Here is a 26213-nt window from a genome sequence, read left to right on the forward strand (position 1 = left end):
CCTTAACGTTTGGCTTGCCAGATGCGCTGCTGGTAATCGCGGATCGAGCGATCCGAGCTGAACATGCCGACGCGCGCGGTGTTAAGGATAGTCCGCCGCGTCCACTCGTCCCGATCGCGATACAGCTCATCGACCCGGCGCTGCGCCTGGCAGTACGAGGCAAAGTCCGCCAGCACCAGATAGGGATCGCCGCCTTCCAGCAGGCTGTGCAGCATCATGTCGAACGCGTGCTTGTCGCCATGGCTGAAAGCGCCGCTCGCCAGTTCATCCAAAATCGCCTTCAGGTGCTTGTCCTTCTTGCGGTAGCTGAGCGGATCGTAGCCCTTCGCCACTATCGCCTTCACCTGCTCCACGGTATTGCCGAAGATAAAGATGTTGTCTTCGCCCACCTGCTCGGCGATTTCGACGTTGGCGCCGTCCAGCGTGCCGACCGTCAGCGCGCCGTTCAGCGCCAGTTTCATGTTGCCGGTGCCGGAGGCCTCTTTACCGGCGGTGGAGATCTGCTCGGAGATATCCGCCGCCGGGATCATCAGTTCGGCCACCGACACGCGGTAGTCCGGAATAAACGCCACTTTCAGGCGATCTTTCACCAGCGGATCGTTATTGATCTTCTCGGCCGCCTGATTGATGGCGTAGATGATGTTCTTCGCCAGGTAGTAGCCCGGCGCCGCCTTGGCGCCGAACAGGAACACGCGCGGCACGATGTCCAGATTCGGGTTGTCGCGCAGTTGGCGATACAGCGACAGGATGTGCAGCAGGTTCAGGTGCTGGCGTTTGTACTCGTGCAGGCGTTTGATCTGCACATCGAAAATCGCGTCCGGGTCGAGCGTCAGCCCCATCACGCCGTGTACGTAATGGGCCAGCGCCACCTTGTTGTCGCGTTTGATCTGCTGATAACGCTGGCGGAACGCCGCGTCGTCGGCGAATTTCTCCAGCCCGCGCAACGCGTCGAGATCGCTCGCCCACTCCACCTTCAGCGTCTCGTCGATCAGGCCTGACAGCGCCGGGTTGCACTGTTTCAGCCAGCGGCGCGGCGTGATGCCGTTGGTGACGTTATGGAATTTGTTTGGCCACAGCTGGTGATATTCCGGGAACAGATCTTTCACCACCAGATCCGAGTGCAGCTGCGCCACGCCGTTGACCGCAAAGCCGCTGACCACGCACAGGTTGGCCATGCGCACCTGCTTGTTGTGGTGCACCGCCAGTTTGGCCCACACTGCCTCGTCGCCCGGCCAGTGCTTATCCACCAGCTTTTTGAACCTGGCGTTGATCTGTTTGATGATGGAGAAATGGCGCGGCAGCAGGCTGCGCACCAGTTTTTCATCCCAGCATTCCAGCGCTTCCGGCATCAGGGTGTGGTTGGTATAGGCGAAGGTGTTGCTGGTGATCGCCCAAGCCGCCTCCCACTCCAGCTGGTGTTCGTCCAGCAGAATGCGCAGCATTTCCGGAATGGCGATGGTCGGGTGGGTGTCGTTCAGCTGGATCACTTCGTACTTCGGCAGCTCTTCAATCTTGCGGCCGGCCTGATGGTGCTTGCGCAAAATATCCGCCACCGAGCAGGCGCACTGGAAATACTGCTGCATCAGGCGCAGGCGCTTGCCGGCCTGATGGTTGTCGTTCGGGTACAGCACCTTGGTCAGCTTGTCGGCTTCTACACCCTGCTTCTCCGCCTGCAGAAATTTGCCGTCGTTGAAATCGCTCAGGTTGAACGGATGCTGATGGGTCGCCTGCCACAGGCGCAGCGGCTGCGCCACGCCGTTGCGATAGCCCAGCACCGGCAGATCCCAGGCTTCGCCGCGCAGGGTGAAGGCCGGGCGCCACAGTTCGCGGCCGTCGGCCTGCTTTTCCAGCTTGCCGCCGATGCCCACGTCCACCGCCAGCGCGGCGTTGTGGCGGAACCACGGATAGCTCTCGCGTTGCCAGTTATCCGGCGCCTCTTGCTGTTGCCCACCCTGGAACGACTGGCGGAACAGCCCGTACTGGTAGTTCAGCCCATAGCCGGTGGCCGGTTGTTCCACCGTCGCCATCGAGTCGAGGAAACAGGCCGCCAAACGCCCCAGCCCGCCGTTGCCCAACGCCGGATCGGTTTCCTGCTCGAGCAGATCCGCCAGCTTGACGTTCTGCTCGGCCAGCGCCTGCTCGACGGTGTCGTACCAGCCCAGGTTGATCAGGTTGTTCGCCGTCAACCGGCCAATCAAAAACTCCATCGAGATGTAGTTCACGTGACGCAGCGGTTTGGCGCTTTTGCGCGGCGCCGGCTGTGCGGCCAGTTGCTCGGCCAGCGCCGCACTGACGGCTTCCCACCATTGATGTTGCGTCATTTGCTGCGCGGAACTGAGGCCGAACCGTTGCCACTGACGGGCGAGCGCCGCCAGAAAAGCATCCTTCTTGAGCGTAGGCTGTGACATAAGGAAAACTCTCTATCCAGTAAGTGGGTCAAATTGCCGCTATCGTGCCGGTGAGAAAGCCTGACGGCATCATCCCGCCTGGGGATTAGCTGGGGAGGAGGATTGGGGCGTAGCTGGAATTGTGATCTCAGGCACTTTTTGACTCCCTTGCAACGATGCAAAAAAGCCCGCCAACGCGTGCGGCGAGCACTGAGAACGTTAACCATGACGTTAGCACAAGTATTCGCGCTGCTGAAGTTTTGTCCATGGCCGGAAATGCGATCCACAACCGCATCGCCGTACTCCGACACCAAACGTAAAAAAGTGTGATCGATAGCAACTTAACTCCAAGCCGATGCGGAAGCTTGTTGCAATACGTTTAGGGTTGGCAGAAGTTAGGGGGAGCTATTAATTACGAACCATAAAATAATTAGCGCCACTCCAATCCCGGCGGGAACCGCGATTTATATCCTGGAATACTATGCTGATCCCATCAAAACTGAGCCGCCCGGTACGGCTGCAAAATACCGTGATCCGCGATCGCCTGCTGGCCAAACTGGCCAGCGCGGGCAACTATCGTCTGACACTGGTCAATTGCCCGGCGGGATACGGGAAAACCACGCTGATCGCCCAATGGGCGGCCGGCAAGGCCGATCTGGGCTGGTATTCCCTGGATGAGAGCGACAACCAGCCGGAGCGTTTCGCCAGCTACCTGATCGCGGCGCTGCAGCAGGCCAGCGGCGGCCGCTGCGTCAAGAGCGAAGCGCTGAGCCAGAAGCACCAGTACGCCAGCCTGTCGGCGCTGTTCGCCCAGCTGTTTATCGAGCTGGCCGACTGGCATCAGCCGCTGTACCTGGTGATCGACGACTATCACCTGATCACCAACGACGCCATTCACGAAGCCATGCGCTTTTTCCTGCGCCATCAGCCGGAAAACCTGACGCTGATCCTGCTCTCGCGCACCCTGCCGCCGCTCGGCATCGCCAACCTGCGGGTGCGCGATCAGCTGCTGGAAATGGGCACGCAGCAGCTGGCGTTCACCCATCAGGAAGCCAAACAGTTCTTCGATTGCCGCCTGGCGGCGCCGATGGAACAGCAGGACAGCAGCCGCCTGTGCGACGAAGTCGAAGGCTGGGCCACCGCGCTGCAGCTGATCGCGCTGTCGGCCCGCCAATCCACCTCCTCGGCCCAACTGTCGGCCAAGCGGCTGGCGGGGCTGAACGCCAGTCACCTGTCCGACTATCTGGTGGACGAAGTGCTGGATCACGTCGATGCCGATGCGCGCGCCTTCCTGCTGCGCTGTTCGGTGCTGCGCTCAATGAACGATGCGCTGATCGTGCGGCTGACCGGCGAAGACAACGGCCAGCAGCGGCTGGAGGAGCTGGAACGCCAGGGGCTGTTTATCCACCGCATGGACGACACCGGCGAATGGTTCAACTTCCACCCGCTGTTCGCCTCTTTCCTGCGCCAGCGTTGCCAGTGGGAACTGGCGCTGGAGCTGCCGGGGTTGCACCGCGCCGCCGCCGAGGGCTGGCTGGCGCTGGGGTATCCGGCGGAGGCTATTCACCATGCGCTGGCGGCCAGCGACGTCAGCATGCTGCGCGATATCCTGCTGCAACACGCCTGGTCACTGTTCCACCACAGCGAACTGGCCCTGCTGGAGGAGTGCCTCAACGCGCTGCCGTATGAGCGCCTGATTCAGAACCCCAAACTGGCGCTGCTGCAGGCCTGGCTGGCGCAGAGCCAGCACCGCTACAGCGAGGTCAACACCCTGCTGGAGCGCGCCGAGCGCACCATGCGCGAACAGAAAATCGAGATAGACCAAACGCTGCACGCCGAGTTCGACGCCCTGCGCGCCCAGGTGGCGATCAACGCCGGCAAACCGGAAGAAGCCGAGCGGCTGGCGACCGAAGCGTTGAAATTCCTGCCGCTGTCCAGCTATTACAGCCGCATCGTCGCCACCTCGGTGACCGGCGAAGTCCACCACTGCAAGGGCGAGCTGGCGCGCGCGCTGCCGATGATGCAGCAAACCGAACAGATGGCGCGTCGTCATCAGGCCAACCATTACGCGCTCTGGGCGCTGCTGCAGCAGAGCGAAATCCTCATCGCCCAGGGCTTCCTGCAGGCCGCTTACGAAACCCAGGATAAGGCGTTCGAACTGATCCGCGAGCAGCACCTGGAACAGCTGCCGATGCACGAATTCCTGCTGCGCATTCGCGCGCAGATCCTGTGGTCGTGGTCGCGTCTGGACGAAGCGGAAGACGCGGCGCGCACCGGGCTGAAAATCCTGGCGAACTACCAACCGCAACAGCAGCTGCAGTGCATCGCCATGTTGGCCAAATGCTCGCTGGCGCGCGGCGATCTGGACAACGCCAATACCCATCTGCAGCGCTGCGAAACCCTGCTGCACGGCGCCCACTATCATCGCGACTGGTTGACCAACACCGACAAGTCGCGGGTGATCCACTGGCAAATGACCGGCGACACCGCCGCCGCCGCCCAGTGGCTGCGCCACACCGAAAAGCCCGGCATGGCGGACAACCACTTCACGCAGGGCCAATGGCGCAACATCGCGCGAGTGCAGATCCTGCTCGGCCAGTATGAAGAGGCCGGCGTGGTGCTGGATGAACTGAACGAAAACGCCCGTCGCCTGCGGCTGGTGAGCGATCTCAACCGCAATCTGCTGCTCAGCAACCAGCTCTACTGGCTGCAAGAGCGCAAGGGCGAAGCGCAGCAGGCGCTGATCGAAGCGCTGTCGCTGGCCAACCGCACCGGCTTTATCAGCCACTTCGTCATCGAAGGCGAAGCGATGGCGCAGCAGCTGCGCCAGCTGATCCAGCTCAACACGCTGCCGGAGCTGGAACAGCATCGCGCCCAGCGCATCCTGCGCGACATCAACCAGCATCATCGGCACAAATTCGCGCATTTCGACGAGAACTTCGTCGATAAGCTGCTGACCCATCCGCAGGTGCCGGAACTGATCCGCACCAGTCCGTTGACCCAACGCGAATGGCAGGTGCTGGGGTTGATCTATTCCGGTTACAGCAACGACCAGATCGCCGGTGAGTTGGATGTAGCGGCCACCACCATCAAGACCCATATCCGCAATCTATACCAGAAGCTGGGCGTGGCCCATCGCCAGGAAGCGGTGCAGCAAGCGCAGCAGCTGCTGAAGATGATGGGGTACGGCGCCTGATAGTCAGCGCTGGCCGTAATAAGCGCCGGCGCCATGTTTGCGGCTGAAATGTTTCGCCGACAGGTGTTCATCGATCCGGCGCAGGCCGGGGTTAATGCCCCGGCTGATCCACGCCATCTTAGCCACCTCCTCGAGCACCACCGCGTTATGCACCGCATCATCCGGCGAGCAGCCCCAACTAAACGGACCATGCTGATACGCCAGAATGCCGGGAATGTGCAACGGCTCGCGCCCGCACAGGGTTTCGATAATCACCCGGCCGGTGTTCAATTCATATTCCCGCGCCACCTCTTCCGCCGTCAGCGCGCGGGTGCAAGGAATGTCGCCGGAAAAATAGTCGGCATGGGTGGTGCCAAACGCCGGTATCGCCTCACCCGCCTGGGCCCAGGCGGTGGCGTGAGTGGAGTGCGTATGCACGACGCCGCCGAGTTGTGGGAATGCCCGGTACAGCGCCAGATGCGTCGGCGTATCGGATGAAGGCCGCAGTTGCCCCTCAACAACCTCCCCTCGCGCATTCACCACCACCATATCTTCCGCCCGCATCGTTTCATAAGGCACGCCGCTGGGTTTTATCACCATCAGATCGCTGGCCCGATCGATGCCGCTGACATTGCCCCAGGTATAGGTCACCAGCCCGTGCTCAGGCAGCGCCATATTGGCTTTGTAGACCTGCCATTTCAGTTGTTCCAGCATGTTAGCTCCCTATTTCCAACCCGGCCTCTGCCATGCGTTCAACCACCCAGGCACGCGCCTCCCGCACCGCCTGCAGCGGGTCGGGCGCCTTCTCGCTCCACATTTCGAGCAGATAGGGGCCGCGATAGCCGCTCGCAAGCAGCGTTTCGAAGCAGCGAGTGAAATCGACCACGCCCTCGCCGAACGGCACGTTCTTAAACTCTCCCGGCCGCGTATCCTTAACGTGCACCGCTACGATATGCCCGCGTCCGGCTACGAGCTCCATCTGCACATCGTTGTCCCAGGCAGACAAATTGCCGATGTCCGGGTACAGCTGAAACCATGGGTTATTCAGGTAGTGGACATAACCCAGCGCCTTGCTGATCGAATTCATCAGCGCATAATCCATGATTTCCATCGCCAGCATGACCTGCGCGCGGCTGGCCATCTCCACCGCCTGCGCCAAGCCGGCGCGGAACCGGGCGCGGGTCTGCGCAGTAGCCTGTTGGTAATAAACGTCATATCCGGCCAGTTGGATCACCCGTATGCCGGTATCCTGCGCCAGCCGGATGGCCTTGCGCATGATCTCCAGCCCCCGCTCGCGCGTCCTGTCGTCTTCACTGCCCAACGGAAAACGCCGATGGGCGCTAAGGCACAAAGAAGGGACGCGCACACCGCTGGCCGCAACGGCGCCGATCAGCGCCAGTCGCTGCTCGCTGTTCCAATCCAGCCGCGCCAGACGGCCGTCGCTTTCATCGATCGACATTTCAACGAAATCGAATCCCAACTCCCCCGCCAGTTGCAAGCGCGTCAGCCAGTCCTCGCCCGGCGGCAACGCCTTCTCGTAGATGCCCAACGGTACGGATTTTTGCAACATAACCGCTCCTCAGCCCCACAGTTGGGCGATGACGCGTTTAAATTCCCGCGCCGCCGCGACCGGATCGGCGGCATCGCGAATGCTGCGCCCGGCGATAAAAACATGGATGGGAATGCCCCGGAACAGAGGCAAATCCGCCAATGACAATCCGCCGGTAACCGTCACCTTGAAACCCATCTCGCTCAGGCGATGAACCGCGCGGATATCGTCATCGCTCCAGGCGACGCCCGCCGCCTGCGCGTCACGGCTGCGGTGATACACCACCTGACCAATACCCGCCTCACGCCACGCCTGCGCCTGTTCCCAGGTCCAAAATCCCGTCAGTTCGATCTGCACGTCGCCACCGAACTCATGCGCCACCTGCAGCGCGCCCTTGGCCGTATTGATGTCAGCGCAGCAGATCACCGTGATCCAGTCGGCGTGCGCCTCGAAGCACATCCGCGCCAAAATTTGCCCCGCATCGGCGATTTTCGCGTCCGCCAACACGATGCGATCCGGATACAGCGCTTTCAGATCGCGCACGGCCCGTACGCCTTCCGCCACGCACAAAATAGTGCCGACCTCAATGATGTCGACTTCGGCCGCGATCAGGCGCGTCGTATTGTAAGCCGCGGCCATGGACAGGTTATCCAGCGCCACTTGCAGCATCGGTAAATGCGTTTTCATTGCATGTCTCCTTCAATTCGCCGCCGCCGCGGACGTTTTGTCGATTAACGCCAGTACCTCGCTCGCCCGGCGACAGGCCCGCAAGCGATCGAAGTTCGCCTCATCTTCGAACAGGTTAACCACTTGCATGATGCCCACCTCCTGATGCGTTTTGGCGTCCACCGCCGCCATGGTGATCAAGATATCTATCGGATCGTTGTCCTCATCGCCGAAGCACACCGGCGTTTTCAAGGTGACCAAGGCGAAGCCGGTTTTCAGCACCCCTTCCTCCGGCCGACCATGCGGCATCGCCAGGCCGGGCGCCAACACGAAGTAAGGGCCGTGCCGTTCGACGCCGGCCAGAATGGCGTCGAAATAGCGAGGCTCCACCACGCCGGCGGCCACCAGCAGATCGACCCCCAGCCGCACCGCCTGACGCCAGTCGGCAGCCTCCGCCTGCAGGTGAATAGCGTTGTTCTGCGCCAACGAATCGCTCAGCTTCATGACTCGCTCCTCACTGCTTCAAATCTTGCGGAAAATGCGCGCCGATGACTTCCATCAGCTTCGGACCGAAGTCGGCAGCCGAGAGCATATTGCGCACCCCAACTACGTATTTGTTGCCGCTGACGACGATCTCATCCGCGACATGGGTGGAAGCGATGATGATGTCAGCCCCGCTCAACTCGGATTTGTATTCCCCCACCGCACAGCTGTTGACCGAATGATCCACGCCTTGCTGCGTTAAAAATTGGTCGACTTTCATTTTCATGATCATGGAACTGCCTTGTCCGCAACCGCACACCGCCAGGATTCGTACCGTCATAATCTGCACTCCTATTAACGTGACGCTGGTTCAACCGATTGTTTTTCAGCATCTTCCTCCGCGCGCAGGGTGCGCCCGGCGAAGAACATGTACAGCAGCGCGATGGCGATCACCACGCCCATAAACCACAGGCCGAAGCTCAGCCCTTGCATCAGCGGCGGCGCCAGAATCGACCAGTCCGCCATTCCCATCCAGGCGCTCAGCCCGGTCAGCTTGATGGCCCACACGCAGCCCAAGATCTCTATCATCCCCATCACCAGGCAGATCTTCATCGCCGCGCGCCAGCCGCCAAAGTGGTTAGCGAACACGCCGATGGTGGCGTTAGAGAAGAACATGGGAATGAAACCGGGGATGATCATGATGGAAGCGCCGCACGCCAGGAGGATGCCGACGGCGATCAATTGGCCGATGGTGCCCCACATAAAGCCCCACACCACGGCGTTGGGCGCGAAGCTATAGATGGCGGCGCAGTCGATGGCCAGTACCGCACCGGGGATCAGGCGTTGGGAAATCCCATTGAAGGCCTCGGTCAATTCGGCGACGAACATGCGCACGCCCTGCACGATGATGAAAATCGCCACCGCGAACATCAGCCCGGTTTGCAGGATATAGATGCTCCAGTGGGTTTTACCGGCCATCGCCTGCAGGGTATCCAAGCCGAACGAGCAAAGAATGATGCCGAAGAACAGCGTCATCACGATGGCGGTGGAAACGATGTTGTCATGGAAAATATTCAGCCACCCAGGCAGCTTCAGATCTTCCACGCTGTCCTCTTTTTTACCGAGATACGGCGCTGCCTTATACGCCAGCCACGAAGCGAACTGCTGTTGGTGCCCAATGGAGAAACCGCTGTTTTCCGTCACCGCCTGCGTCGGTTTGAACATCATGTTGGACGTGATGCCCCAATACAGTGAAGCCAACAGCGCGCTGCACAATACCGTTGTCCACATGCCGTAGCCCAGAATGTAGAAAAATACCGCGATCAACCCCACCTGCTGAAACATGATATGACCGGTAAGCATGATGGTGCGGATGCCGGTAATGCGCCTCAACAGCACGTAGAGTATGTTCAGCGCCAGCGCCAGCAAGACCGCGTAGCCGACCCAGCTATAGGCCTCCCCCATCCGATCGATGGTGGCCATCATCGAGGCATAGGTATCTGAAATCGCCCCGTTGATGCCGTACACCTCGGACAGCTTCGCCACCACCGGTTTGAACGTGCCGGTCAGGATGCCGGAACCGGCTTGCAGCAACATGAAACCGATAATGGTTTTGATCGTGCCTTTGATAATGACCGCCGCGCTTTTGCGCAGCAACGTGTAACCCAGCAGCGTAACCAGCCCCAACAGCAGCGGCGCATTGGTCATCACCTGGTTAAAAAAGACGGTGAAGATGGTGTAAAGAGTTTCCATACGGCTCTCCCGAAAAGGTTGGCATGCAGGTAACGCCTTCACCATACCAATCACAAGAAATCACAAAAAGATCATAAATGATTATTTGTGAACAACCTCGCAAGTTAAAAATCAATTCCACTAACATTCAATGAATTAGACGGCTTACATTTTATTACCCATTGAATTTAATAGCAGTTAATCAAACAAAAAGGAGATAAAAGGACGGCGCACCACGTAAATCCGGCGGTGTTATCGTGTATTTCGATCGTTGTCAGTTGAAAAAAACGGTGCTAAATTCGATCAAAACAAATCACATAAAATCTTTAAATGATTATTTGTGATTGCATTATCACCGCCAACGAGGAACGACCCATGAGTAAAGTCAACGACATCACCCGCGAATCCTGGATATTGAACACCTTTCCCGAATGGGGCACCTGGCTGAACGAAGAGATAGAGCAGGAGAAAGTTGCGCCCGGCACCTTCGCCATGTGGTGGCTGGGCTGTACCGGTATCTGGCTCAAATCCGAAGAAAGCGCCAATCTGTGCGTCGACTTTTGGTGCGGTACCGGCAAGCAAAGCCACGGCAACCCACTGATGAAAACCGGCCACCAAATGCAGCGAATGGCGGGGGTGCGCAAGCTACAGCCTAACCTGCGCACTACCCCATTCGTACTGGATCCCTTCGCGATTACCCAGCTCGACGCCGTCTTGGCCACGCACGACCACAACGATCACATCGATGTGAACGTCGCCGCGGCGGTGTTGCAAAATTGCGCCGCCACCGTTCCGTTTATCGGGCCGCAAAGCTGCGTGGATATCTGGATTGGCTGGGGTGTGCCGCCTGAGCGCTGCATCACCGTCAAACCTGGCGACGTGATAAAAATCAAAGACATTGAAATTCATGCGCTGGACGCCTTCGATCGCACGGCGCTCATCACACTGCCGGTGGAACAAAAAGCGGCGGGCGTTCTGCCGGACGGCATGGACCTGCGGGCGGTCAACTACCTGTTCAAAACGCCGGGCGGCAACCTTTATCACAGCGGCGATTCCCACTACTCCAACTATTACGCCAAGCACGGCAACGATCATCAGATCGATGTCGCCCTCGGTTCCTACGGCGAGAACCCGCGCGGCATTACCGACAAGATGACCAGCGCCGACATCTTGCGCATGGCGGAATCGCTGAACGCCAAGGTCGTGATCCCCTTCCACCATGACATATGGTCGAATTTCCAGGCGGATCCGCAGGAAATTCGCGTGCTGTGGGAAATGAAGAAAGACCGGCTCAAATACGGTTTTAAACCGTTTATCTGGCAGGTTGGCGGCAAGTTCATCTGGCCGCAGGATAAAGACAATCTGGAGTACCACTACCCGCGCGGTTTCGATGATTGCTTCACCCTCGAACCCGATCTGCCCTTCAAGTCTTTCTTGTAATCAACCGGTGTTGCATACGGATGCGCGCTTTTGAACGGGAATGATTCAAATCGTCAAACGGCGCGCATATAATCATAGGCAACGACGTTTTCTCTCTCCGACGGAGCCCGCATGACAGAGTCCCAACGCCACAACGCCATTCTCGATCTCTTGCAGCGCAAGGGGCAAATCTCCGTGGCGGACGTCATCGCGGCGTTTGACATCTCTCCGGCTACCGCGCGCCGGGACATCAACAAACTGAATGAAATCGGCAAATTGCGCAAAGTGCGCAACGGCGCCGAAGCCACACAAACTCCGCGCCCGGCCTGGACGCCACTCAATATCCACCAAACCCAGCACCTGGACGAAAAAATGCGTATTGCGGCGGCCGCGGCACAGCTCTGTCAGCCGGGTGAAAGCGTGGTGATCAATTGCGGCTCCACCGCATTTCTGTTGGGCCGTGAAATTTGCGGCAAGCCGGTTCAGGTGATCACCAATTATCTGCCGCTGGCCAATTACCTGATTGAGCAGGAACATGACAGCGTGGTGATCATGGGAGGCCAGTACAACAAAACCCAGTCGATTACTCTGGCGCCCCAGGACGGCGACGCCACCCTGTACGCCGGGCACTGGATGTTCACCAGCGGTATCGGCCTCACCGCTGACGGCCTGTATAAAACCGATATGCTGACCGCGATGGCGGAACAGAAGATGCTCAACTACGTCGGTAAACTGGTGGTGCTGGTTGACAGCAGCAAAGTCGGCCAACGCGCCGGCATGCTGTTCAGCCGTACCGAGCAAATCGCCATGGTGATCACCGGCCGCGCCGCCGATTCGGCGATCGTTGAGCAACTGCGTCAACAAGGGGTAGAAGTGCTGCTGGTGTGAGAAAACCACAAGCTTGCTCTGGTCTTAAACGCCGCAGAGTTGGTTACAATAGCGGCGTCCCCCAATAATGAGGCAGTCAGCAGTATGGAACAGTTCGAAGCGATCAACGTTGAACAGGCTTACAGCCTCTGGAAAGAGGGCAGCGCCGCCCTGGTCGACATCCGCGATCCGCAAAGTTTTGAAGCCGGGCATACGCCGGGCGCCTTTCACCTCACCAACGCCACCCTGTCGGCCTTTATGCAACAAAACGACTTCGAGCGGCCGGTGATGGTGATGTGCTACCACGGCAACAGCAGCCGCAGCGCGGCGCAATACCTGCTGCACCAGGGGTTCGACGCGGTCTACAGCATCGACGGCGGTTTCGAGGCCTGGGCCCGTCAGTATCCGCAAGACGTGGAAACCTCAGCCTGATCCCCGCCGCCCGTCGCGCATCGGCGGGCTTTCCCTTCGATTTTATGCGCGTTTTCGCGGGTTTTTCGCAGATCCGTTTGCCAGCGCTCAGGATTTCGACGTTATAATCGGCCGTCAGGGTCGCCGGCGAGCAAGCCGCGGCCAAAATCATTCACTTACGACGGAAGAGCAATGGTTAGAGTAATCGCCGTATCCAACCCGCGCCTGGCGCTGGCCTTTGTCGACTATATGGCGACCCAGGGCATCCGGCTTGAGCTGCGCAACAGCGGCGAAGCGGCGGAAATCTGGCTGGCCGACGACGGCCACCTCGAGCAGGTGCAACACGAGCTGCAGCAGTTTCTGGTCGATCCGCTCAACCGCCGTTATCAGGCCGCCAGCTGGCAGACCGGCCATACCGACGCCGGCCTGCACTATCAGAGCGAATCCTACCTGCACACCCTGCGCAGCAAGGCCGGGCCGCTGACGCTCGGCGTGATGGTGCTGTGCATCGCGGTCTATATTCTGATGCAGGCGCTGGGCGACGATACCGTGATGTACTGGCTCTCCTGGCCGCAAGACAGCAGCCAATACACGCAGCTGTGGCGCTGGATCAGCCATGCGTTCCTGCATTTCTCTCTGCTGCATATCCTGTTTAACCTGATGTGGTGGTGGTATCTCGGCGGCCAGATGGAAAAACGCCTCGGCGCCGGCAAGCTGTTCGTGCTGGCGGTGGTGTCGGCGTTCTTCAGCGGCTGGGCGCAATCGCTGTTCAGCGGCGCGCTGTTCGGCGGGCTGTCAGGCGTGGTCTATGCGCTGATGGGCTATGTCTGGCTGTCGGGCGAACGGGCGCCGGAGCGCGGCCTGATGCTGCCGCGCGGCCTGATGGTGTTCTCGGTGCTGTGGCTGGTGGCCGGATATTTCGATATTTTAGGAATGTCGATCGCCAACGCGGCACACGTAGCCGGTTTAGTGTTAGGGTTATTGATGGCATTTTGGGATACGCGTCATCGCGCACACAACGAACAATAACAGCCGGGAGCTATGCCCAGCGGGCATAGCGGGCGTTTTAGGGGATTATCGTGAAGCAAACACAGCGTCATGACGCAATTATCGAGCTGGTGCGCCTGCAGGGTTACGTCAGCACGGAAGAGCTGGTCGAGCATTTTGACGTCAGCCCGCAAACGATTCGCCGCGATTTGAATGACCTGGCCGACCAGAACAAGATCCAGCGTCACCACGGCGGCGCGGCGCTGCCTTCCAGCTCGGTCAACGCTGCCTATAACGATCGCAAGGTGATGTGGTCGGAAGAGAAAGCCCGCATCGCCCAGCGCGTCGCCAGCCAGATCCCGGACGGCGCCACGCTGTTCATCGATATCGGCACCACGCCGGAGGCGGTGGCCCATGCGCTGATGAACCACAAGAACCTGCGCGTGGTCACCAACAACCTTAACGTCGCCACCCTGCTGACCGCCAAGGAAGACTTCCGCCTGATCCTGGCCGGCGGCGAAGTGCGCACCCGCGACGGCGGCATCATGGGCGAAGCCACCCTGGACTTCATCTCCCAATTCCGTCTCGATTACGGCATTCTCGGCATCAGCGGCATCGATATGGACGGCTCACTGCTCGAATTCGACTATCACGAAGTGCGCACCAAACGCGCGATTATCGAAAATTCCCGCTGCGTGATGCTGGTGACCGACCACTCCAAATTCGGCCGCAACGCCATGGTCAACCTGGGCAACATGAACCTGATCGACTACCTGTTTACCGACCAGCTGCCGCCGCCGAGCGTGATGAAAATCATCGAACAGTACGACGTGCAGCTGGAGCTGTGCTGATTCGGCCTTAACCTGCGGGGCGCGCCGCCGCCCCGTTTCATCCCTTTAACCCCCTCACCGACAGCCGTTTGCGCGCCCGCGCCATATCCATGCTACTTGTGTGACTATCATCACCAAACTGTTACCTCTATCACGCCTAAATGTTTTTGTTTGGTTAAGTCTTGGCTTGCTTGTTGGTTTTTGATTACAATCATGAGCGAAAACGAACATGAAAGAGCTATTTCGAACATCTGGAGGAAGATGACGTGGAAACCAAAGACTTGATCGTTATCGGTGGCGGCATCAACGGTGCCGGCATCGCGGCGGATGCTGCCGGGCGCGGGCTGTCGGTACTGCTACTGGAAGCGCAAGACTTGGCCTGTGCTACGTCTTCCGCCAGTTCCAAACTGATCCACGGTGGCCTGCGCTACCTGGAACACTACGAATTCCGTCTGGTGAGCGAAGCGCTGGCCGAACGTGAAGTGCTGCTGAAACTGGCGCCGCACATCGCGTTCCCGATGCGTTTCCGCCTGCCGCACCAGCCGCATCTGCGTCCGGCCTGGATGATCCGTATCGGCCTGTTCCTGTACGATCACCTGGGCAAACGCACCAGCCTGCCGGGCAGCAAGGGGTTGCGCTTTGGACCAGAATCGGTGCTGAAGCCTGAACTGAAGCGCGGTTTCGAATATTCCGACTGCTGGGTCGACGATGCTCGCCTGGTGGTGCTGAACGCGCAGGAAGTGGAAAAACGCGGCGGCGAAGTGCGCACCCGCACCAAAGTGACCCGCGCATGGCGCGAAAACGGCCTGTGGATGGTGGAAGCGGTCGATATCGACAGCGGCAAAACCTTCACCTGGCGCGCCAAAGGCCTGGTGAACGCCACCGGCCCGTGGGTGAAAAACTTCTTCGACGACGGCCTGAAGCTGAAATCGCCTTACGGCATCCGTCTGATCAAAGGCAGCCACATCGTGGTGCCGCGCGTGCACGATCAGCCGCAGTCTTACATTCTGCAGAACGAAGACCACCGCATCGTGTTCGTGATCCCGTGGAATGACGAGTTCTCCATCATCGGCACCACCGACGTGGAGTACAAAGGCGATCCGAAAGACGTGAAGATCGACGAGAACGAAATCGCTTATCTGCTGAAAGTGTACAACGATCACTTCAAGAAGCAGCTGGGCCGCGACGACATCGTCTGGACTTACTCCGGCGTGCGTCCGCTGTGCGACGACGAATCCGATTCACCGCAGGCGATCACCCGCGATTACACGCTGGACGTGCACGACGAGCAAGGCAAGGCGCCGCTGCTGTCGGTCTTCGGCGGCAAGCTGACCACCTACCGCAAGCTGGCCGAACATGCGATGGAAAAACTGGCCCACTACTACCCAGGCTGCGGCCCGGCGTGGACCAAAAACGCCACGCTGCCGGGCGGTGACATCGACGGCGACCGCGACGGTTACGCGGCCAAACTGCGCCGTGCGCACGGCTGGCTGCCGGAAGCCCTGGCGCGCCGCTATGCCCGCACCTACGGCAGCCAGAGCGAGCTGATCCTGGCCGGCGCCAACGGCCTCGCCGATCTGGGCGAAGATTTCGGCCACGGTCTGTATGAAGCCGAACTGCGCTATCTGACCGAGAAAGAGTGGGTCGTGGAGCTGGACGACGCTATCTGGCGCCGCACCAAGCTGGGCATGTGGCTGGACGAAGCGCAGCAGGCGCGCGTGAAAGCCTGGCTGGCGGAACACGCGAAAACGAAAGCGCTGTCGCTGGCTTCCTGAGCCGCAGCGTAACGAAAAAGGGCCGGTTATCCGGCCCTTTGCTTTTTTCCTGCCCCGCTTTACAGCTTCACCGGCTTAATGTGCCAAATTTCATCCGCATATTCCTGAATGGTGCGATCGGATGAGAAGTAACCCATATTGGCGATATTCAGCACCGCGCGCCGCGTCCACTCGTCCTGATTGAGATACACCTCGTCCACCTTGTCCTGCGTGTCCACATAGCTGCGGTAATCCGCCAACAGCTGATAGTGGTCGCCGAGGTTCACCAGCGAGTCGAACAAATTGCCATAGCGCTTCGGCTCCTCAGGGCTGAACATGCCGGTGGCGATCTGCGTCAGCGCCTGATGCAGCTCTGGGTCTTGCTCGTAGTACTGGCGCGGGTTGTAACCGTTGCGGCGCAGTTCCTCGACCTGCTCGGCGGTATTGCCGAAGATAAAGATGTTCTCCTCCCCCACGTGCTCGCGCATCTCGACGTTGGCGCCGTCCAGCGTGCCGATGGTCAGCGCGCCGTTCAACGCGAACTTCATATTGCTGGTGCCCGAGGCTTCGGTGCCCGCCAGCGAGATCTGTTCCGACAGATCCGCCGCCGGGATGATGATCTGCGCCAGGCTGACGCCGTAGTTCGGAATGAACACCACCTTCAACTGGGTATGCACGCGCGGATCGTTGTTGATCACTTTGGCCACGTCGTTGATCAGGCGGATGATCTGCTTGGCGGCATAGTAGGCCGAGGCCGCCTTGCCGGCAAAGATCACCACCCGCGGCACGCGCTCGATATCAGGGTCGGCCAGCAAACGGTTATACAGCGTGATGACGTGCAACACGTTGAGCAACTGCCGTTTGTACTCGTGGATGCGTTTGATCTGCACGTCGAACAGCGCATCCGGGTTAACCACCACGTTGAGCGTTTTGGCGATGTACAGCGCCAGCCGCTCCTTGTTCTGCCGCTTGGCGCGCTGCACCGCCTGCAGGAAGCTCGGGTAATCGATGTTGGCCTTGATCTCGCTCAGCTGGCTGAGATCGGTGCGCCAGGTTTGGCCGATGCAGTCGTCCAGCACCGCCGCCAACGGCGGGTTGGCCAGCGCCAGCCAACGACGCGGCGTCACCCCGTTGGTTTTGTTGCAGAAACGAGTCGGGAACAGCCGGGCGAAGTCGGCGAACAGCGACTGCACCATCAGTTCGGAATGCAGAGCGGAAACGCCGTTGACCTTGTGGCTGGCCACCACCGCCAGCCACGCCATGCGCACCCGACGGCCGTTGGTTTCGTCGATGATCGAGACCCGCGCCAGCAGATCGTTGTCGCCCGGCGCCACCTCCTGCACCATTTTGAGGAAGTGATCGTTGATCTCGAAAATCAGCTGCAGATGGCGCGGCAGGATGCGGCCGAGCATGTCCACCGGCCAGGTCTCCAGCGCCTCGCTCATCAGCGTGTGGTTAGTGTAGGAGAATACCTGCTCCACCACTTCCCAGGCGTCGAGCCACTTGAACTTGTGCTCGTCGATCAGCCGGTGCATCAGCTCCGGAATCGACAACACCGGGTGAGTGTCGTTGAGGTGAATGGCGATCTTGTCCGCCAGGTTGTCGAAGGTTTTGTGCATCAGCCAATGGCGATTGAGAATATCCTGTACCGTGGCCGACACCAGGAAATACTCTTGTCGCAAGCGCAATTCACGCCCGGAGGAGGTCGAATCGTCCGGATAGAGCACGCGCGACACGTTCTCCGAATGGTTTTTATCTTCCACCGCCGCGAAGTAATCGCCCTGATTGAACTTGCCGAGGTTGATCTCGTTACTGGCCTGCGCGCCCCACAACCGCAGCGTGTTGGTGGCGTCGGTGTCGAAACCGGGGATCACCTGATCGTAGGCGATGGCCACGATTTCTTCGGTCTCCAGCCAGCGGGCCTTGGCCCCCTCCTGCTGCACGCGGCCGCCGAAGCGCACCTTGTAGCGGGTGTTATGGCGCGGAAACTCCCACGGATTGCCGTACTCCAGCCAGTAGTCCGGCGATTCCATCTGTTGGCCGTTGACGATGTTCTGCTTGAACATGCCGTACTCATAGCGAATGCCATAGCCGCGCCCCGGCAGCGCCAGCGTCGCCAGCGAGTCGAGGAAGCAGGCCGCCAGCCGGCCCAGACCGCCGTTGCCGAGCCCGGGGTCGTTCTCTTCCTCCAGCAGCTCCGCCAGGTTCAGCCCCATCTCGTTCAACGCGTTGTCGATGTCCTGATAAATGCCCATCGACAGCAGCGCGTTCGACAACGTGCGGCCGATCAGAAACTCCATCGACAGGTAATACACCTGCCGCACGTCTTGAGACAGCTGGGCGCGGTTGGAGCGCAGCCAGCGCTCAACCATGCGATCGCGCACCGCGAACAGGACGGCGTTGAGCCAGTCGTGGCGGTTGGCGATCGCCGGATCCTTGCCGACGATAAACATCAGCTTATAGGCAATGGAATGTTTCAGCGCTTCCACACTGACCGTAGGTGAGGTGTAACTAAACGGTGAAGTCATGGCTTTTAATCCCTAATGGGGAGCCCAGCCATCCGCCGCGGAATAGCTGGCCCCGCTGAACATGGGCGCGGTACGCTGCGCCCCGACAATCTACCCTTACGGTTGCCCGCCGCGCGTCAACCCGCGACGCGAATCGCGGACTACAAGCGTTGATAAAGCGATAAATACTCTTTCGCCGCCACCGGCCAGCCGAAGTCCACGCTCATGGCGTGGCGCTGAACGTGGCGCCAGTGTTTCGGCCGGCTCCACAGCACCATGGCGCGGCGGATGGCGTTGCCCAGCGCGACAGCGTCGCAATCGTCGAACACGAATCCGCTGGCGGTGCCGTCGGCCAGGTTCTCCAGCGCGCAGTCCACGACCGTGTCCGCCAGTCCGCCGGTGCGGCGCACCAGCGGCAGAGTGCCGTATTTCAGGCCGTAGAGCTGCGTCAGGCCGCAGGGCTCGAAGCGGCTCGGCACCAGAATAACGTCGGCGCCGCCGATGATGCGGTGGGAGAAGGATTCGTGATAACCGATCTGCACGCCGACCTGCTCAGGGTAGTCGGCGGCGGCGGCCAGAAACGCCTGCTGCAGCACCGCGTCGCCGGCGCCCAGCAGCGCCAACTGCCCTCCCTGCGCCAGCAATTCGGGCAACGCCTGCAGCACCAGATCGAGGCCTTTCTGGCTGGTCAATCGGCTCACCACCGCGAACACCGGCAGCGATTCGTCCACCTTCAGCCCCATGGCCTTTTGCAGATGCAGCTTGTTTTTGACCTTGCTTTTCAGATCGTCGGCGTCGTAGCGGGCGCTCAGCCGCGGGTCGTGGGCCGGATCCCAAATCTTGTCGTCCACGCCGTTGAGGATGCCGCTCAACCTGCCTTGCCGCTGCCGCTCCTGCAGCAGCCCCTCCATGCCGTAGCCAAACTCCGGCCGGGTGATCTCGCGCGCATAGGTCGGACTGACGGCGGTCACGTGGTCGGCATAAAACAGCCCGGCCTTGAGGAACGACATCTGGCCGTAGAACTCCAGGCCATAAACATCGTAAAACGACGCCGGCAACCACAGCTCGGTCACGTGATGGGCGGAGAACAGGCCCTGATAGGCCAGGTTGTGCACGGTGAACACCGAACGCGCCGGGTGGCCGTTGGCGGCCAGATAGGCGCAGCTCAGGCCGGCATGCCAGTCGTGGGCGTGCACCAGCTGCGGGCGCCAGTAGCGATCCAGCCCCTTGGCCAACTCGCAGGCCATCCAGCCCAGCAGCGCAAAACGCCGGTGGTTGTCGGGGTAAGCGTACATGGACTGATCGTGGTACGGACTGCCCGGCCGGTCATACAGCCAGGGCGCATCGATCAGGTAAATGCCCACGCCATGGTAGGTGCCGTAACGCAGGCCGACACGGCCGGCGAACGAGTCTATCTCCGCCACCAGCACGGTGTCGGGTATGCCGTTGCGTACGTCAGGGAAAGCGGGCAATAGCACCCGAACATCGGCGCCTTCGGCGATTTGCGCCGCCGGCAGCGCGCCAACCACGTCTGCGAGTCCGCCCGTTTTCAGTAGGGGGAACATTTCAGAACATACGTGTAAGACCTGCATTATCACTCCTGAAAGTCGGCCGAAGGCCTCTGGATAAGAAATAAAGCAGGCTTGCCGCTGTTATGTGTGCCGCGTTGCGCAAGCCATCGAACCGTTCATCGGGCGGCAGGCTATCATTCTGCCCCCCACGTTAACTCAAAATTTTGACAACATTTCGCGCGTCACCAGCACGATGCCGCCTTCCGAGCGATAGAAACGCTTGCTGTCCTCATCGGCGTTTTCCCCGATCACCATGCCCTCCGGAATATGGCAGGCGCGGTCGATGATGCAGCGCCGCAGGCGGCAGGAACGGCCGACGTTCACGTCCGGCAACAATACGGTAGAGTCGATGGTGCAAAACGAGTTCACTCGCACGCGCGGGAACAGCACCGAATGCACCACCACCGAGCCCGAGACGATGCAACCGCCGGACACCAGCGAATTCATGGTCATGCCATGGCTACCGGAGCGATCCTGCACGAACTTGGCCGGCGGCAGCGGTTCCATGTGGGTGCGGATCGGCCAGGCGCGGTCGTACATGTCCAGCTCCGGCGTCACCGACGCCAGATCGAGATTGGCGCGCCAGTAAGCGTCCAGCGTGCCCACGTCGCGCCAGTAAGGCGGCAAGTCGGGGTTGGACGTCACGCAGGACAAGGTAAACGGATGCGCCCACGCCGCCTGCTGCGCGGTGATTTTCGGGATCAGATCCTTGCCGAAATCGTGGCTGGAGCCGGGGGTCGACATATCCTCTTCCAGCAGTTGGAACAGGTAGGCGGCATTAAAAATATAGATGCCCATGCTGGCCAGCGACATATCCGGGTTGCCCGGCATCGCCGGCGGATCGGCGGGCTTTTCCAGAAACTCGATGATGCGGTCGCTTTCATCCACCTTCATCACGCCGAATTCGCCGGCTTCGCTGCGCGGCACCGGCAGGCAAGCCACGGTGCACTGAGCGCCCTTCTCGACGTGGTCGATCAGCATGCGCGAATAATCCATCTTGTAGATGTGATCGCCCGCCAGGATCACCACGTATTCGGCCTCGTAGCGACGGATGATATCCAGGTTCTGGTACACCGCGTCGGCGGTGCCCTTGTACCAATGCTCGGTGCTGAGGCGCTGCTGGGCCGGCAGCAGATCGACGAACTCATTCATCTCCTCGTTGAGGAACGACCAGCCGCGCTGAATGTGCTGCACCAGCGTGTGCGACTGGTATTGGGTGATCACGCCGATGCGGCGGATGCCGGAGTTCAGGCAGTTCGACAAGGCGAAGTCGATGATGCGGAATTTGCCGCCAAAGTGGACGGCGGGCTTGGCGCGGGTGGAGGTCAAATCTTTCAGACGTGAACCGCGGCCGCCGGCCAGGATCAGCGCTACGGATTTAATCGGCAGCTGGCGCGCCAACATCAGGGGGTCTTTATTTTCAAACCTAACCATAGCGGACTCCTTTTATTATTTCCGTACCAGTACGCAAAGCGAGCGCGCGGCCTGGTGCCAGGCGGGCAATACCGCCCGTGAGTCTTCCTGAGTGAACGGGGCGACAACCTGCCAATCGCCTTCCGGCAACCTCATCTCCGTCGTTTGCGGCGTGGCGTTGATCAGCAGCAGCCAGCGCTGCGACAGCAGGATCTGCATGAGCGGCTCGCCCTGCTCCCACTGCTGCGCGTCGAGCGCCTGCCCTTGCGCGTTCAGCCACTGCACGCTGCCGTCGTCCTGCTGCCACCAGCGGTCCTGCTGCAGCGCGGGGATCTGGCGGCGCAGCGCGATCAGCGCCGCGACGTAATCGGTCAGCGCGTCGTCCGCCGTGGCCCAATCGAGCCAGGTGGTGGCGTTGTCCTGACAATAGGCATTGTTGTTCCCCTGCTGGCTGTGTCCCTGTTCATCGCCGGCCAGCAGCATCGGCGTTCCCTGGGACAGCAACAGCGTGGCGAGCATCGCCCGCTGGCTGGCCCTGCGGCGTTGCACAATGGCGTCGTCGGCGACCAGGCCTTCGACGCCGTGGTTGTTGCTGAAATTGCGATCGCTACCGTCGCGGTTGCCCTCGCCGTTGGGCTGATTGTGTTTCTCATTGAAGCTGACCACGTCCTGCAGGGTAAAACCGTCATGGGCGGTCAGCATGTTGACAGTGGCGTAAGGCGCTCGCCCGCGCTGGTTATACAGATCGCTGGAAGCGGCAAAACGCCGGGCGAACTGGCCGAGCGACACGCCGCTCTGCAGCCAGAAACGACGCATGTCATCGCGGTAATGATCGTTCCATTCGGCAAAGCGGCCGGGAAACGCCCCCACCTGATAGCCGCCGGGGCCAATGTCCCAGGGTTCGGCGATCAGCTTGCAGCGCGACAGCACATCGTCCGCCAGCATCGCCTGGAACAGCGGCGCATCGCGATCGAACCCCGGCGTGCGGCCGAGCACGCTGCCCAGATCGAAACGGAAGCCGTCGACGTGGCACTCCCGCACCCAAAAACGCAGGCAATCCATCACCCAGGCCACGCCCTGCGGCTGATCCAACCGCAGCGTGTTGCCGCAGCCGGTGTCGTTGACATAGTCCCCTTCGGGCGTCAGCCAGTAGTAGCTCAGGTTATCGATGCCGCTCAGCGACAGCATCGGCCCGTCCATATCCAGCTCGGCGCTGTGGTTGAACACCACGTCGAGGATCACCTCGATGCCGGCTTTGTGCAGCGCCTTGACCGCATCGCGGAATTCGTTCAGCGGCGTGGCATCGGTGCTCAGGCTGGCGTAGCGGTTGTCCGGCGCATAGGGCGCCAGCACGTTATAGCCCCAATAGTTGATCAGCCCCAACCGCTGCAGGCGCGGTTCGGAGGTATGTTGCTGCACCGGCAGCAGTTCCAGCGCGGTGATGCCGAGGCGTTTGAAGTGGGCGATCATCGCCGGGTGCCCCAATGCGGCGAAGCTGCCGCGCAGCGCCGGCGGGATCTGCGGGTGCAGCAGCGTCAGGCCGCGCACGTGCGCTTCGTAAATCACCGTCTGTCCCCAGGGCGTGGCAGGCGGGCGATCGTCCTGCCAGTCATACTGTTCGTCCACCACCACGCACTTCGGCATCAGCTCCGCGCTGTCGTGCGGGTCCGGCTGCTCGTAACCGCCGTGCAGGTGCGGGTGATCCGCCACCGGCCCTTCCACCGCGCGCGCGGCCGGATCGAGCGCCAGTTTGTTGGGGTTGAAACGCTGTCCGTTCGCCGGGTCAAACGGGCCGTAGACCCGGTAACCGTAACGTTGCCCTGGCCTGCCGCCCGGTAAGTAGCCATGCCAGATATCGCCGCTGCGCGCCGGCAGCGGCAGGCGCACTTCGCGCTGCTGGCCGTCGAACAGGCACAGCTCCACCCGCTCGGCGTGCGCCGAGTACAGGGTAAAGTTGATGCCTTCGCCGTCGTAATGCGCGCCCAGCGGCGCGGCGAGGCCGGCCGTCAGCTCCGTCATGGCGCCTCCCGCAGCAGATAAATGGTCGCCAGCGGCGGCAGCGTTACGCAGATGGAGAAGTCGCGGCCGTGGCTGCCGACCGCTTCGGAAGAGACCCGCCCCTGATTGCCGGCGTTGCTGCCGTGATAGTGGTGCGAATCGGTATTGAGGATCTCGCGGTAGTCACCGGCGCGCGAGAGGCCGATGCGGTAGCGGTAGCGCGGCACCGGGGTAAAGTTGCTGATGGCGATCAGCTCATTGCCCTGCGAATCGTAGCGCGCGAACGCGAACACCGAGTTGTCGTGATCGTCGACCACCAGCCACTCGAAGCCGTCAGGCCGGTAGTCGCGCTCGTACAGCGGCGCCTGCTGCCGGTAGCAGTGGTTCAGATCGCGCACCAGCCGCTGCACGCCGTTATGCCAGTTATCCAACCCTTCCAATAAATGCCAGTCGAGGCTGGTATCGAAATTCCACTCGCGCCCCTGTGCGAATTCGCAGCCCATAAACAGCAGCTTCTTGCCCGGATGCGCCCACATAAAGCCGTAATAGGCGCGCAGGTTGGCGAATTTCTGCCAGGCGTCGCCCGGCATACGGTCGAGGACCGATTTTTTGCCGTGCACCACTTCATCGTGCGAGATAGGCAACACGAAGTTCTCGGTATAGGCGTACAGCATGCCGAAGGTCATCTGGTTGTGGTGATACTTGCGGTGCACCGGATCGCACTTCATGTAATTGAGCGTGTCGTGCATCCAGCCGAGGTTCCATTTGTAGTGGAACCCAAGGCCGTTGGCGTCCGGCGGCAGGGTGACGCCGGGATAGTCGGTGGATTCCTCCGCCAGCGTCACCGCGCCCGGCTGCGCCTGGCCGATAGTCTGGTTGGTATAACGCAGGAAGGCGATGGCCTCCAGATTCTCGTTGCCGCCGTAGTAATTCGGCACCCACTCGCCGTCGGCGCGGCTGTAGTCGCGATAGATCATCGACGCCACCGCATCCACCCGCAGCGCGTCGATGCCGAAGCGCTCCAGCCAATACAGCGCGTTGCCCGCCAGGTAGTTGCGCACCTCGTGGCGACCGTAGTTGTAAATCAGCGTATTCCAGTCCTGATGGTAGCCCTCGCGCGGATCGGCGTATTCGTACAGCGCAGTGCCATCGAAATTCGCCAGGCCGTAGGCGTCGCTGGGGAAGTGCCCCGGCACCCAGTCGAGGATCACGTTGATGCCCGCCTCATGCGCCGCCGCCACAAACGCCCTGAAGTCGGCCGGCGTGCCGAAGCGCCGGGTCGGCGCATACAGCCCCAGCGGCTGGTAGCCCCAGCTGCCGTCGAACGGGTGCTCGTTGACCGGCAGCAGCTCGATATGGGTGAATCCCATGTCCTTCACATAGTCGATCAGCTGCACCGCCAGTTCACCGTAGCTGAGCCAAAAGTGGTTATCGGTGTGGCGGCGCCATGAGCCGAGATGCACCTCGTAAATGGCGATCGGCTGGTCAAAATCGTTGGCGCGGCGGCGCGCCGGCGTCGACGGCACCACCTCCGGCAGCGGCGCCACCAGCGAGGCGGTATCCGGGCGCATCTGCGCCTCAAAGGCGTAAGGATCGGCTTTCAGTTGGGTATTGCCATAGCAATCGACGATTTCATATTTGTACAGCTGCCCGGCCCGCACGCCGGGCAAGAACAGCTCCCAGATGCCGTTCTCACGCCGCAGACGCATCGGGTGGCGGCGGCCGTCCCAGAAGTTGAATTCCCCCACCACCGAGACGCGCTGCGCGTTGGGCGCCCAGACCGCAAAGCTGACGCCGTCGACGCCATCCAGCGTGACGAGGTGAGCGCCCAGCCGTTCATAGGGGCGCAGATGCGTGCCTTCGGCCAATAACCAACTGTCGATATCCTGCAGCAGCGGGCCGAACCGGTAGGGATCGTCGACGATCTGTTGATGATCGCGCCAGCTGACCTGCAGCTGATAGCGGAAAGGATTTTTTCGCCGCGGCACCACGGCGCTGAAGAAACCGCGCGGATCGTCGCAGTTCAGCTGCACCAGTCGCCGGCCGGTTTGCTGTTCCACCAGCCAGACTGCGCCGGCGTCCGGCAGCAGCGCGCGCACTTGCAGACCGTTATCGGTCGCATGCATGCCAAGCAGAGCAAAGGGATCGGCGTAATGGCCGGAGATGATCTGATCAATCACGTCACGATCGGGAAGTACAGGCATAGTCTTCTTCCTTAGATTAACAGCATGATCTAAGCACGGCTTGTTGGTTATTCCTTGGCCGTTTTGGTCATCATGCAATGCATTCGGACTCTAAAGCGTGATTGCGGTCGGTTATTGACCAATCTTTACTCTGCCGACCTGAATTTCGCTCTTTATGCTTATTTTTTGAAATATTTCAGTCATGGTGAAAAAGTGTTCACCCCTGCGTTAAGCATAGCCAATGTCTGTTAAAAACTGCTCGGCATTGGTGAGGAAAATTCT

General features: G+C 60.6%; 19 protein-coding genes. 7 read left to right on the forward strand and 12 right to left on the reverse strand.

Going from position 1 to position 26213, the window contains the following annotated elements; translation table 11 throughout:
- Window positions 1-2: 2 nt before the first annotated feature.
- Complete coding sequence (gene malP / locus ACP3TA_RS04380) at window positions 3-2408, reverse strand: maltodextrin phosphorylase (RefSeq protein ID WP_046687935.1); 2406 nt, start codon at window positions 2406-2408, stop codon at window positions 3-5.
- 460 nt (window positions 2409-2868) lie between these two features.
- Between malP and malT the strand changes: the two genes are divergently transcribed.
- Entirely contained in the window at window positions 2869-5583 is a 2715-nt protein-coding gene (gene malT, locus ACP3TA_RS04385; protein ID WP_033645297.1) for an HTH-type transcriptional regulator MalT, read from the forward strand.
- A gap of 3 nt (window positions 5584-5586) precedes the next feature.
- Here the strand turns inward: malT and ACP3TA_RS04390 are convergent, their stop codons facing one another.
- The 6 genes from ACP3TA_RS04390 to ulaA are packed head-to-tail and all read right to left on the reverse strand — an operon-like array spanning window position 5587 to window position 10012.
- Window positions 5587-6273 carry an L-ribulose-5-phosphate 4-epimerase gene (locus ACP3TA_RS04390; RefSeq protein WP_033645388.1) on the reverse strand — a complete coding sequence of 229 codons (687 nt, stop codon included), beginning with the start codon at window positions 6271-6273 and terminating at the stop codon, window positions 5587-5589.
- A 4-nt stretch (window positions 6274-6277) separates the two neighbouring features.
- Window positions 6278-7132 (reverse strand): L-ribulose-5-phosphate 3-epimerase, encoded by an 855-nt coding sequence (locus ACP3TA_RS04395; protein ID WP_033645298.1) that lies wholly within the window; start codon window positions 7130-7132, stop codon window positions 6278-6280.
- 9 nt (window positions 7133-7141) lie between these two features.
- Window positions 7142-7798, reverse strand: coding sequence for a 3-keto-L-gulonate-6-phosphate decarboxylase UlaD (locus ACP3TA_RS04400; RefSeq protein ID WP_033645299.1), 657 nt, complete (start codon window positions 7796-7798; stop codon window positions 7142-7144).
- Window positions 7799-7810: 12 nt separating this feature from the next.
- Entirely contained in the window at window positions 7811-8281 is a 471-nt protein-coding gene (gene ulaC / locus ACP3TA_RS04405; protein ID WP_033645300.1) for a PTS ascorbate transporter subunit IIA, read from the reverse strand.
- 10 nt (window positions 8282-8291) lie between these two features.
- On the reverse strand, window positions 8292-8600 hold the full coding sequence (ulaB, locus tag ACP3TA_RS04410; RefSeq protein WP_033645301.1) for a PTS ascorbate transporter subunit IIB: 309 nt from the start codon (window positions 8598-8600) through the stop codon (window positions 8292-8294).
- 14 nt (window positions 8601-8614) lie between these two features.
- Window positions 8615-10012, reverse strand: a complete 1398-nt coding sequence (gene ulaA, locus ACP3TA_RS04415; protein WP_033645302.1) for a PTS ascorbate transporter subunit IIC — start codon at window positions 10010-10012, stop codon at window positions 8615-8617.
- Between the two features lie 354 nt (window positions 10013-10366).
- Here ulaA and ulaG point away from each other — a divergent pair, with 354 nt between their 5' ends.
- The 6 genes from ulaG (at window position 10367) to glpD (ending at window position 16280) form a co-directional block, all read left to right on the forward strand.
- Entirely contained in the window at window positions 10367-11431 is a 1065-nt protein-coding gene (gene ulaG / locus ACP3TA_RS04420) for an L-ascorbate 6-phosphate lactonase (protein WP_033645303.1), read from the forward strand.
- Between the two features lie 111 nt (window positions 11432-11542).
- Window positions 11543-12298 (forward strand): HTH-type transcriptional regulator UlaR, encoded by a 756-nt coding sequence (ulaR, locus tag ACP3TA_RS04425; protein ID WP_033651753.1) that lies wholly within the window; start codon window positions 11543-11545, stop codon window positions 12296-12298.
- An 84-nt stretch (window positions 12299-12382) separates the two neighbouring features.
- Window positions 12383-12709, forward strand: coding sequence for a thiosulfate sulfurtransferase GlpE (glpE, locus tag ACP3TA_RS04430; protein WP_033645305.1), 327 nt, complete (start codon window positions 12383-12385; stop codon window positions 12707-12709).
- Window positions 12710-12880: 171 nt separating this feature from the next.
- Window positions 12881-13717: a rhomboid family intramembrane serine protease GlpG gene (gene glpG / locus ACP3TA_RS04435; protein WP_033645306.1), complete on the forward strand. Its 837-nt coding sequence runs from the start codon at window positions 12881-12883 to the stop codon at window positions 13715-13717.
- A gap of 50 nt (window positions 13718-13767) precedes the next feature.
- Window positions 13768-14526, forward strand: a complete 759-nt coding sequence (locus ACP3TA_RS04440) for a DeoR/GlpR family transcriptional regulator (protein WP_004930797.1) — start codon at window positions 13768-13770, stop codon at window positions 14524-14526.
- A 245-nt stretch (window positions 14527-14771) separates the two neighbouring features.
- Complete coding sequence (glpD, locus tag ACP3TA_RS04445) at window positions 14772-16280, forward strand: glycerol-3-phosphate dehydrogenase (protein ID WP_004930801.1); 1509 nt, start codon at window positions 14772-14774, stop codon at window positions 16278-16280.
- Between the two features lie 59 nt (window positions 16281-16339).
- Here the strand turns inward: glpD and glgP are convergent, their stop codons facing one another.
- The 5 genes from glgP to glgB all read right to left on the reverse strand — a co-directional run bounded on the left by glgP (window position 16340) and on the right by glgB (window position 25952).
- Window positions 16340-18787, reverse strand: coding sequence for a glycogen phosphorylase (gene glgP / locus ACP3TA_RS04450; protein ID WP_033645307.1), 2448 nt, complete (start codon window positions 18785-18787; stop codon window positions 16340-16342).
- Window positions 18788-18927: 140 nt separating this feature from the next.
- The gene (gene glgA, locus ACP3TA_RS04455) at window positions 18928-20358 is read right to left on the reverse strand and encodes a glycogen synthase GlgA (RefSeq protein ID WP_033645308.1); all 1431 of its coding nucleotides are present in this window, start codon (window positions 20356-20358) and stop codon (window positions 18928-18930) included.
- Between the two features lie 135 nt (window positions 20359-20493).
- The gene (glgC, locus tag ACP3TA_RS04460) at window positions 20494-21771 is read right to left on the reverse strand and encodes a glucose-1-phosphate adenylyltransferase (RefSeq protein ID WP_426784548.1); all 1278 of its coding nucleotides are present in this window, start codon (window positions 21769-21771) and stop codon (window positions 20494-20496) included.
- A gap of 15 nt (window positions 21772-21786) precedes the next feature.
- Window positions 21787-23769 (reverse strand): glycogen debranching protein GlgX, encoded by a 1983-nt coding sequence (gene glgX / locus ACP3TA_RS04465; protein ID WP_033645309.1) that lies wholly within the window; start codon window positions 23767-23769, stop codon window positions 21787-21789.
- Window positions 23766-25952 (reverse strand): 1,4-alpha-glucan branching enzyme, encoded by a 2187-nt coding sequence (gene glgB / locus ACP3TA_RS04470; RefSeq protein ID WP_033645310.1) that lies wholly within the window; start codon window positions 25950-25952, stop codon window positions 23766-23768. The genes glgX and glgB overlap by 4 nt, the downstream gene beginning before the upstream one ends.
- Between the last annotated feature and the right edge of the window lie 261 nt (window positions 25953-26213).

Origin of the sequence: Serratia sp. 2C06, from assembly GCF_050037615.1 — a bacterium.
In the GTDB taxonomy this organism is placed as follows: domain Bacteria; phylum Pseudomonadota; class Gammaproteobacteria; order Enterobacterales; family Enterobacteriaceae; genus Serratia; species Serratia ureilytica.

Coding starts and splice junctions, on each gene's coding strand:
- glgX (WP_033645309.1), bottom strand. CDS start 23,769: ATGACGGAGCTGACGGCCGGCCTCGCCGCGCCGCTGGGCGCGCATTAC.
- ACP3TA_RS04395 (WP_033645298.1), bottom strand. CDS start 7,132: ATGTTGCAAAAATCCGTACCGTTGGGCATCTACGAGAAGGCGTTGCCG.
- malP (WP_046687935.1), bottom strand. CDS start 2,408: ATGTCACAGCCTACGCTCAAGAAGGATGCTTTTCTGGCGGCGCTCGCC.
- glgB (WP_033645310.1), bottom strand. CDS start 25,952: ATGCCTGTACTTCCCGATCGTGACGTGATTGATCAGATCATCTCCGGC.
- glpE (WP_033645305.1), top strand. CDS start 12,383: ATGGAACAGTTCGAAGCGATCAACGTTGAACAGGCTTACAGCCTCTGG.
- ulaA (WP_033645302.1), bottom strand. CDS start 10,012: ATGGAAACTCTTTACACCATCTTCACCGTCTTTTTTAACCAGGTGATG.
- malT (WP_033645297.1), top strand. CDS start 2,869: ATGCTGATCCCATCAAAACTGAGCCGCCCGGTACGGCTGCAAAATACC.
- ulaR (WP_033651753.1), top strand. CDS start 11,543: ATGACAGAGTCCCAACGCCACAACGCCATTCTCGATCTCTTGCAGCGC.
- glgC (WP_426784548.1), bottom strand. CDS start 21,771: ATGGTTAGGTTTGAAAATAAAGACCCCCTGATGTTGGCGCGCCAGCTG.
- ulaG (WP_033645303.1), top strand. CDS start 10,367: ATGAGTAAAGTCAACGACATCACCCGCGAATCCTGGATATTGAACACC.
- glgP (WP_033645307.1), bottom strand. CDS start 18,787: ATGACTTCACCGTTTAGTTACACCTCACCTACGGTCAGTGTGGAAGCG.
- glgA (WP_033645308.1), bottom strand. CDS start 20,358: ATGCAGGTCTTACACGTATGTTCTGAAATGTTCCCCCTACTGAAAACG.
- ACP3TA_RS04400 (WP_033645299.1), bottom strand. CDS start 7,798: ATGAAAACGCATTTACCGATGCTGCAAGTGGCGCTGGATAACCTGTCC.
- glpG (WP_033645306.1), top strand. CDS start 12,881: ATGGTTAGAGTAATCGCCGTATCCAACCCGCGCCTGGCGCTGGCCTTT.
- ulaC (WP_033645300.1), bottom strand. CDS start 8,281: ATGAAGCTGAGCGATTCGTTGGCGCAGAACAACGCTATTCACCTGCAG.
- ulaB (WP_033645301.1), bottom strand. CDS start 8,600: ATGACGGTACGAATCCTGGCGGTGTGCGGTTGCGGACAAGGCAGTTCC.